The organism is Sphingomonas azotifigens NBRC 15497 (assembly GCF_002091475.1).
Classification (GTDB): domain Bacteria; phylum Pseudomonadota; class Alphaproteobacteria; order Sphingomonadales; family Sphingomonadaceae; genus Sphingomonas; species Sphingomonas azotifigens.
The window spans coordinates 32,458-40,813 of record NZ_BCTR01000061.1 but is presented as its reverse complement, the minus strand read 5'-3'; the positions used below and the strand labels follow the sequence as shown (position 1 = coordinate 40,813).

The following is an 8,356-nucleotide window of genomic DNA, read 5'->3' as shown; positions in this document are numbered from 1 at the left end:
TCCAAGGAGGAGGGGCTAAAGTATGGCTACGACGGATGCGCCTCGGCCTCCGCGTCGTCCCCTGCATCCGGCGGCAGCTGCTCGGTTTCCACAAACGGGTCTTCCTCACCGGTCATCGGGATGCCGTCCGGATCCTCGCCGGCCAGCGCATCCACCCGCCCGTCGCGCGGCGGGGCGCCCTGGGCGTCAACGGCATGGGCGTGGCGTTCGGTTTCGGTACGGTCGCGCGTCGGATTGATGGTCATCGTCATTCCTCTCCACTCAGCGTCGAGGCGACGAACATAGCCTAGCTTGGTTCCGTCCGCGATGCGCGGCGCAGCAGTGCCGCACCGCCCAGCGCCAGCAACGTCCCGCCGGCCAGCAGCAGCGGCAGGCGCCGCGTCACCGGCTTGCGGAAGCCGCCATCGATGCGGGGCGTACCGCCCGGCGGGTGGAACAGGTTGCCCGAGGTGACCGCTGCCGGCCGCGCCTGGACGAAATAGCCCTCGAACCAGCGATCGACCAGCTTGAGGCTGAGCGTCGGCGCCAGCGCATGGATAGCCCGGACGCCCCAATTCTGCGCGCCGACCAGCGTGGTGGGCCTCGGATGGTCGGCGAGCCGCACGACCGCCTCCGCGACGCGGCGGGGGTTGAGCATGGGGGTCGGCGGGTGAATCGCCTTGCCGGTGTAATTGCCCGCATGGTCGAGCGCCGGCGTGTCGACCAGCGCCGGGTAGACGTCGCACACATGGATATGCGGGTGCCCCGCCAGCTCGGCACGCAGCGCCTCGGATAGCCCGCGCAATCCGAACTTGCTCGCCGAATAGGCGGCGGCCAGCGGCGACGCGGCGAAGCCGACCATCGAGATCATGTTGACGAACACGCCGTGGCCCTGGCGCAGGAAGATCGGCCAGGCGGCATGCGCCTCGTAGAGATGGCCGAGCAGGTTGGTGCGCAGCACCTGCTCGTGCGCCGCCACCGGCACCGCCTCGAACCGCCCCACCGCGCCGATGCCGACATTGGCGAACCACAGATCGATCGTGCCGCCAAACGCCAGCGCGGCCGCCGCCAGCGCTTCGACGGCGTCATGATCGAAGACATCGGTCGGAACTGTGTGCACCAGCGCACCGCGTGCGCGCAGGTCGCGGGCGAGCGCCTGGAGCGCTTCGGCGTCGCGCGCGGCGAGCACCAGCCGCCAGCCTGCATCGGCGAAGCGCTCGGCGGTGGCACGGCCGATGCCGCTCGATGCGCCGGTGATCACCGCGAGGCGGGGTTCGGCTCGGGTCCGTGCGGTTGCCGCCATGTTCGTCTCCAGGCCGAGCAGCGCGGAAGCGGCGCCGTATCGGGACAAACCGGGCTATCGGCTGCGGGTTGCAAGCCGTTCAAAACAAAGCGGGTGGGGGTGACGCACGCGTGCTTCCCGGATTGGCCTGGGTTCGGCTATGCAGGCGGCATGCGCATCGATGCCCATCACCACCTGTGGCGCTATAGCGCCGACGCGTTCGGCTGGATCGTGCCGGGGAGTGCCATTGCGCGGGATTTCACCGTCGCCGAGCTCGTCGAGGAGATGAACGGCGCCGGCGTGGATCGTGCGATCGCCGTCCAGGCGCGGCAGAGCGATGCGGAAACCGACTTCCTGCTCGCCGCCGCCGCGGAAACGCCGCGCATCGCAGGCGTGGTCGGCTGGATCGACCTGCGCGCGGCCGATATCGCCGATCGCATCGCGGCGCGCCCGGATGGGCCCATCCTCGGCTACCGGCATGTCGTGCAGGACGAAGCCGATGCCGAGTTTCTGCTCGGCGAAGCCTTCGTTGCCGGCGTTCGCGCGGTGCTGGCGGCAGGTCTTGCCTATGACGTGCTGGTCAATGCCGCGCAGCTCGCCACCCTGCCGGCGTTCCTCGATCGGTGCGGCGAGGGGCGGCTGATCCTCGACCATTGCGCCAAGCCCGACATTGCCGCCGGCGCGTGGCAGCCCTGGGCGGACCAGATCGCCGCTGCGGCAGCCTATCCCGCGCTGTTCTGCAAGGTCTCCGGCCTGATCACCGAAGCGGCGCCCGACTGGCAGCCGAGCGACTTCGAACGCTATCTCGCGCATGTCTTCACCTGCTTCGGGCCCGAGCGGATCCTGTGGGGATCGGATTGGCCGGTGTGCCGGCTCGCCGGAACTTACACGGACACCCGCACGATCGTCGCGGACTTCGTGGCCCGGCATTACCCGGCTGCCGCACCCGCCGTGTTCGGCGGCAATGCGATCCGCGCCTATGCGCTCGACATTGGCATCTAAGAAAACGAGCTTGTACCAGCGCAACACGGCATGGCATTGCTCGGCCAGGAGACTCATTCCATGCGCACGATCCTCTGCAATGCCCCGTTCGAGCTGACCCAGATCCAGCGCGAGGCACCGGTGCCGGGCCCGGGCGAGGTGCTGGTCCGCATCCACCGCGTCGGCCTGTGCGGCACCGACTACCACATCTTCGCCGGTCGCCATCCATTCCTGCAATATCCGCGGGTGATGGGGCATGAGCTGGGCGGCGAAGTGGTGGCGTTGGGCCCGGGCGCCACGCTTGCGCTCGGCCAGACGATTGCGATCAATCCCTATCTCGCCTGCGGCCACTGCGTCGCGTGCCGCAAGGGCAAGCCCAATGCCTGCGTCAACATCAGCGTGCTCGGCGTGCATAGCGACGGCGGCATGGCCGAGCTGCTGGTGGTGCCCGAGCGCGCGGTGATCGATGCCGCCGGGCTGACGCTCGACCAGGCGGCGATGATCGAGTTCCTGGCGATCGGCGCCCATGCCGTCTCGCGTGCACCCAAGGACGGCGAGGGCCGCATGCTGGTCGTCGGCGCCGGGCCGATCGGCATCGCGTCCGCGCTGTTCGCCCGGCTCGACGGGTTCGACGTGGTGTTGGCCGATCAGCGCGCCCAGCGCCTGGCCTTTGCGCGCGAGCAGCTCGGCTTCGACGGCTATGTCGCCGACGATACGCTGCCCGCACAGCTCAACGAGCGCACCCAGGGCGACGGCTTCGACGTGGTGGTAGACGCGACCGGCTCGCTGCCGGCGATGCGCCGCAGCCTCGATTTCGTCGCCCATGGCGGCGCGCTGCTGCTGGTCGGCGTCGCGCCGGGCGATCTCAGCTTCGCCGATCCCGAATTCCACAAGCGCGAGGCGGTGCTGATCGCCAGCCGCAACGCGCTTTCGGCGGATTTCGAACGGGTGATCGCCGCCATCCGCTCGGGCGCGATCCCCACCGATCGGCTCCACACCCACAGCGTTGATGCCGACGACTTGCCCACGCGCCTGCCCGCGCTGATCGAAGAAGCGGACAATGTGCTGAAGGCGATCGTCAGCTTCTGAGCCGCGCCGGTCAGGGTTGATCGGCGAGCGCGAAGATCGGTTCGGTCGGCACCCATTTCACGCCCGGCTCGGCAAAGGCGAGCCGGCGCTGGAAACGGTCCATCAGCGATTCCCAGGCCTGCACGTCCGGGTCGGCGGCGTCGTTGGCGCGCTTGGCTTCGGGATCGAAGTGCGGGCCGGTCTCCATGATCATCACCAGCCGGTCGCCGGCATGCCAGATCTCCATCGCGTTGATGCCGGCCGCGCGGATCGAGCGGGTGACCGCAGCGGGCGGGCCGCCGGGGCGGTGCCAGTGGCGATAGGCCGCAATCGCCTCCGCATCGTCGTTCAGGTCGAGCAGCAGCACATGGCGCATCGGCAAACCTCTCCTTCGGTGCCTGCATAGCCTGCAAGCGCCGCGGCACAAGCGATTGCCGCATCCCCACTTTTCCGATCAGTTTTGATCGCGTACCTCCGGCGGACTGGGGCAGGGAGGCGAATGCGGTGGCGAAGGCGGGCAAGCCGGTACAGGGAGCCACGATCATCGACGTGGCGGCAAAGGCCGGCGTATCCGCGATGACCGTCTCGCGCGTGATCAACGGCCGCAGCGGGGTGAGCGCGGCGACGCGCGAAGCCGTGGAGCAGGCGATCGCCGAGCTCAGCTACGTCCCCAATGTCGCAGCGCGCAGCCTGGTCACCTCGGCTGAACTGCGCATCGGCGTGGTCTATTCGAACCCGAGCGCCGCGTTCATGAGCGAGCTGCTGACCGGGGTGTTCGAGGAAGCCTCGATCCACGGCGCGCGGCTGGTGCTGCTCAAGGGCGAGGGCGGGCGACCACCCGCCGAGGCCGAGCTGGCCCGCTTCGCTGCGTCCGGGCTGTCGGGCATCCTGCTCGCGCCGCCGCTCGGCGAGGCGCCGGTGGTGATGCGCACGCTGGGGCGGGCAGGGGTGCCGATCGCGGCGATCGGCGCCTATCATGTGCCCGGCGCGACCTGCGTGCGGATCGACGATCGGCGCGCCGCCTATGAGATGACCCGCCACCTGCTCGATCTCGGGCACCGCCGCTTCGGCTTCGTCGTCGGCAACCCCGATCAGGCGGCGAGTGCGGAGCGCCGGGCGGGCATGGAAGATGCCGTGCGCGACGTGCCCGATGCCGCCGTCCAGCTGGTGCAGGGCGATTTCAGCTACGCCTCGGGCCTGGCTGCGGGCGAGGAATTGCTCGACGGTCCGGCGCCGCCGACCGCGGTGTTCGCCAGCAACGACGACATGGCTGCGGCGATCGTCTCTGTCGCGCACCGCCGGCAGCTGGACGTGCCGCGCCAGCTTACCGTCGTCGGTTTCGACGATACCACTGCCGCGGTGACGCTGTGGCCGCCGCTCACCACCGTCCACCAGCCGGTCCGCCGCCTCGCCGCCGAGGCGCTGGCGCTGGTGGCGACCGAGGCGCGCGGCGCGCCCAAGACCCGCGCGCGCCGCGACCGGGTGCTCGAGCACGAGATCGTCAAGCGCAGCTCGACCGGCGCGCCGCCGGCCGAAGACAAGGGCTGAGGAGAGGCACATGGCTCGCGCCGGGACGAAGAAGACCTATGCCGCGCCCGCGATCGAGAAGGCGTTCGAAGTCCTCGAACTGCTCGCCAGCCGGCCGCAGGGCGCGCTGGTCACCGAGATGGCCGCCGATCTGGGGCGTTCGGTCGGCGAGCTGTTCCGCATCGTCGTGGTGATGGAGCAGCTCGGCTATCTGCGCCGCTCCGAGGTGACCGATCGCTATTCGGTGGCCTACAAGCTGCTCGACGTGGCGCTGCGGGCGACCCCGTCGCAGGATCTCGTCCGCGCGGCGATGCCCGAGATGCAGGTGCTGGCGCGCGAGACGGTGCAGTCCTGCCACCTCGTCGTGCCGAGCCGGGGGCATGGCCTGGTGATCGCGCGCGAGGAATCGCCGGGGACGCGCGGCTTCGCGCTCAAGATCGGCGCCCAGATCGACCTGGTCCAGAGCTGCTCGGGCCAGGTGCTGTTGGCCTTTGCACCGTCGGCGCTCGCCGAGCGGATGGTGCGCGCCGCGGAAGAGGAGCGGGGCACGCCCATCGATGCGGACGGGCTGGCGGCGCGGCTGGCGGCGGTGCGGGCGGCGGGGCATGATAGCCGCAAGAGCCCGGTCACCTATGGCGTGACCGATATCAGCTTCCCGATCTTCGGCTTCGACGGCAATGTCATGGCGGCGCTGACGGTGCCCTTTCTCGAACTGATCGACGGGTCGCAGAAGCTCGATCTCGACGCCACGCGCGACCAGTTGCGCACGGCAGCCGCCCGGATTTCGGACCGGCTCGGCTATCAGCCGGGCTGAGACCCGCCATCGGGGCAGTGCAGCACGACGCGCAGCCCGCCCAGCCCGCTCTCGCCCAGCGCCATCCGCCCGCCATAGAGCGCGAGCAGGTCGCGGACGATGGCGAGGCCGAAACCGTCCCCGGCCGGGCCCTCGTCCAGCCGGACGCCGGGTTGCAGCACCTGCTCGCGGCGTTCGGCCGGGATGCCGGGGCCGTCGTCTTCAATCTGTACGGCGACCGGGCCGATGCCGTCGCGTGTAACGGCGAGGGTGACGCGGCTACGCGCATGGCGCGCGGCATTGTCGAGCAGGTTGCCGAGCATCTCGGCGAAGTCGTGCGCATCGATCGCGACCCGGGCACCCTCGGGCACCGCGCGCTCGACCACGATGGCGGGGTACAGCGTGCCGATCACGCCAGCGACATCGGTCACGACGGGGGCGACCGCCGTACTCGCCCGCTGGTTGACCGCGGCGGCGCGCGCGCGGGCCAGCGTATGGCGGATCACACCTTCGATCCGGCGGACCTGCGCGGCCGCGGGGCTGTCGGCGTCGACGGTCAGCGCCAGTGTCGCGACGGGGGTCTTCAGCGCATGGGCAAGGTTCGCCGCCGACTGGCGGGCGGCAGCCAGCGTCGCCGCATTGGCCGTGGCCAGCGCGTTGAGCTCGGCGGCAAGCGGCTGGAGCTCCGCGGGCTGCGCCTCGTCGACCGCATCGCGCTCGCCGCGGCGAATCGCACCAATCTGCGCGACCAGCGCCGCCAGCGGCCGCAAGGCGAAGCGCAGCTGCACCCAGGCGGCCAGCGCGAAGATCGCGGCCAGCACGAGGATCGCGCTCGCCAACGGCACCAGCGCATCGCGGACCGGCCGCCCGATCACCCGGCCCGGCGCCGCGGCGGTGAGCGTCACCGGCCCGGCGTTGGTGTCGAGCACCAGCTGGCGGGCATGGACCCGGCCCTTCGCGTCCTCTCCTTCCAGCGGCACCGGCGGCAGCGGCGCGGCCGCGCCGGGCGGCAGCGGGAAGGGCGGGCGCAGGGCGGGGAAGTCGGCGCTGCCGATCGCCCCGGCCGGGCCTTCGATGCGCCAATACCAGCCCGGCCCAGCGGCGAGGCTGCCCTGCCGCGCCGACAGCCTTGCGCGATCGACACGTCCGTCCTGGTCCACCACGCTCGCCAGCACTGCCAGCTGCGCGTCGAGCCGCTGATCGATGCCGCCGGTCACCACCCGCGCGAGCACGCCCGCCATGGTCCACCCCGCCAGGCCAAGCGCAACCAGGGTGACCAGCGCCGAGACCAGGAGCATCCGCGTGCGCAGCGAGCCGCGCTTCATGCCGGCTGCTCGCCGCAGGTCAGCCGATATCCGCGCCCGCGTACCGTCTCGATCCGCGCCGCGCCGATCTTGCGGCGCAAGCGGCCGATGATCACCTCGAGGCTGTTCGAATCGACATCGGCATCGCCTTCATAGACGCGCTCGAGAAGTTCGAGTCGCTCGATCACCACCTCGCGGCGCAGGATCAGCTGCGACAGCACGCGCCATTCGAACGCGGTGAGCTTGAGTGGCAGGCCGTCGAGCTCGAACTGGCCGGTCTGGCTCTCGAAGACGAGCGGGCCGCACGCGATCCGCGTCTGGGCATGGCCGGCGGCGCGGCGGACCAGCGCGCGCAGCCGCATCATCAGCTCCTCGACGCGGAACGGCTTGGTCAGATAATCATCGGCGCCCGCCTTGAACGCCGCCACCTTGTCGGCCCAGGCCTCGCGCGCGGTGAGCACCAGCACCGGCAGCGTGCGCCCACCGGCGCGCCAGGCGGCGAGGATCTCGGCGCCGGTCCTGCCCGGCAGGCCGAGATCGAGCACCGCGACATCATAGGCTTCGGTGTCGCCGAGATGCTGCGCATCGACGCCGTTCGCGGCGAGGTCGACCGCGCAATGCTCCGCCCGCAGCGCCCGCGCGATGGCGGGGCCGAGATCGGGATCGTCTTCTACCAGCAGGATCCGCATCGTCTTCGCCTAGCTCCCCGGCCTAAACCGAAACTGAACCGCGGGGTTCAGCGCGGGTCGGGATCGATTCGCTAGACCGGCACCATCGAACACCCAAGAGGAGTTGATGGAATGCCCGAATGGAAGAACAGGCTGTCGCCGCGTAACCGGCTGACGCTGGCGGCCGCCGGGCTGCTGGCGCTGGGCGCGGCGGGCGGCGCAGGCGCAGTACAGCTCACCCGTCCGCCGGTGGAGATGGCCCCGACCGTGCCCACCGCGGTCGCGCGGCTCGCGCAGACCAGCGGCATCGTGACGGTGAAGGGCCGCGTCGCCGAAACCTATGGCGATCGTTTCGTGCTGCAGGACGGCTCGGGCCGGGCGCTGGTCGATGTCGGCCCGGCGGGCAACGGTGTCCAGGCCGGCAGCGCGGTGACGGTGCAGGGCCGCTATGTCGAAGGACAACTGCACGCTTCCTATCTCGTCGATGCGCAGGGCACGGTGCAGGCGGTCGGTGCGCCGCCGCCGCATGGTCCGCACGGCCCGCCCCCTCCCGGCGGGCCGGGAATGCCGCCGCCGCCGCCGTTCGCCGGTCCAGGCATGCCGCCGCCCCCGCCGCCGGGTGCCATGCCGCCGCCGCCGGGAACAGTGCCGCCCGCGCCCGGCGCAGTGCCGCCGTCCGCGACGGGCGCTGCCGTTCCGCCGCCGGCACCGGCGCCGAGCGCCACCCCGGCGCGCTGAACGGCCCGAATGCTCG

The 8,356-nt window shown here is 71.1% G+C and carries 10 protein-coding genes; 5 read left to right on the top strand and 5 right to left on the bottom strand.

Annotated features, from left to right (window positions below; all coding sequences use genetic code 11):
- Positions 1 to 26 precede the first annotated feature (26 nt).
- Positions 27 to 245: a hypothetical protein gene (locus SAZ01S_RS18795; protein WP_139810144.1), complete on the bottom strand. Its 219-nt coding sequence runs from the start codon at positions 243 to 245 to the stop codon at positions 27 to 29.
- Positions 246 to 286: 41 nt separating this feature from the next.
- The gene (locus SAZ01S_RS18790; RefSeq protein WP_084583810.1) at positions 287 to 1,282 is read right to left on the bottom strand and encodes an SDR family oxidoreductase; all 996 of its coding nucleotides are present in this window, start codon (positions 1,280 to 1,282) and stop codon (positions 287 to 289) included.
- 150 nt (positions 1,283 to 1,432) lie between these two features.
- Here SAZ01S_RS18790 and SAZ01S_RS18785 point away from each other — a divergent pair, with 150 nt between their 5' ends.
- The gene (locus SAZ01S_RS18785; RefSeq protein WP_084583807.1) at positions 1,433 to 2,263 is read left to right on the top strand and encodes an amidohydrolase family protein; all 831 of its coding nucleotides are present in this window, start codon (positions 1,433 to 1,435) and stop codon (positions 2,261 to 2,263) included.
- A gap of 60 nt (positions 2,264 to 2,323) precedes the next feature.
- On the top strand, positions 2,324 to 3,331 hold the full coding sequence (locus SAZ01S_RS18780; protein WP_084583806.1) for a zinc-binding alcohol dehydrogenase family protein: 1,008 nt from the start codon (positions 2,324 to 2,326) through the stop codon (positions 3,329 to 3,331).
- A gap of 10 nt (positions 3,332 to 3,341) precedes the next feature.
- Here the strand turns inward: SAZ01S_RS18780 and SAZ01S_RS18775 are convergent, their stop codons facing one another.
- Positions 3,342 to 3,686, bottom strand: a complete 345-nt coding sequence (locus SAZ01S_RS18775; protein ID WP_084583805.1) for an L-rhamnose mutarotase — start codon at positions 3,684 to 3,686, stop codon at positions 3,342 to 3,344.
- A gap of 128 nt (positions 3,687 to 3,814) precedes the next feature.
- Here SAZ01S_RS18775 and SAZ01S_RS18770 point away from each other — a divergent pair, with 128 nt between their 5' ends.
- A complete protein-coding gene (locus SAZ01S_RS18770) occupies positions 3,815 to 4,858 on the top strand; it encodes a LacI family DNA-binding transcriptional regulator (protein WP_084583804.1) in 1,044 nt (347 codons plus the stop codon).
- A gap of 10 nt (positions 4,859 to 4,868) precedes the next feature.
- Entirely contained in the window at positions 4,869 to 5,651 is a 783-nt protein-coding gene (locus tag SAZ01S_RS18765) for an IclR family transcriptional regulator (protein ID WP_084583803.1), read from the top strand.
- Here the strand turns inward: SAZ01S_RS18765 and SAZ01S_RS18760 are convergent.
- Both SAZ01S_RS18760 and SAZ01S_RS18755 read right to left on the bottom strand, forming a co-directional pair.
- Positions 5,639 to 6,955: an ATP-binding protein gene (locus SAZ01S_RS18760; protein WP_084583802.1), complete on the bottom strand. Its 1,317-nt coding sequence runs from the start codon at positions 6,953 to 6,955 to the stop codon at positions 5,639 to 5,641. The genes SAZ01S_RS18765 and SAZ01S_RS18760 overlap by 13 nt on opposite strands.
- Positions 6,952 to 7,623 carry a response regulator gene (locus SAZ01S_RS18755; protein WP_084583801.1) on the bottom strand — a complete coding sequence of 224 codons (672 nt, stop codon included), beginning with the start codon at positions 7,621 to 7,623 and terminating at the stop codon, positions 6,952 to 6,954. The genes SAZ01S_RS18760 and SAZ01S_RS18755 overlap by 4 nt, the downstream gene beginning before the upstream one ends.
- Positions 7,624 to 7,734: 111 nt before the next feature.
- On the opposite strand from SAZ01S_RS18755, the gene SAZ01S_RS18750 reads away from it, so the two are divergent.
- Positions 7,735 to 8,340, top strand: coding sequence for a hypothetical protein (locus SAZ01S_RS18750; protein ID WP_139810143.1), 606 nt, complete (start codon positions 7,735 to 7,737; stop codon positions 8,338 to 8,340).
- The last annotated feature ends 16 nt before the right edge of the window (positions 8,341 to 8,356 follow it).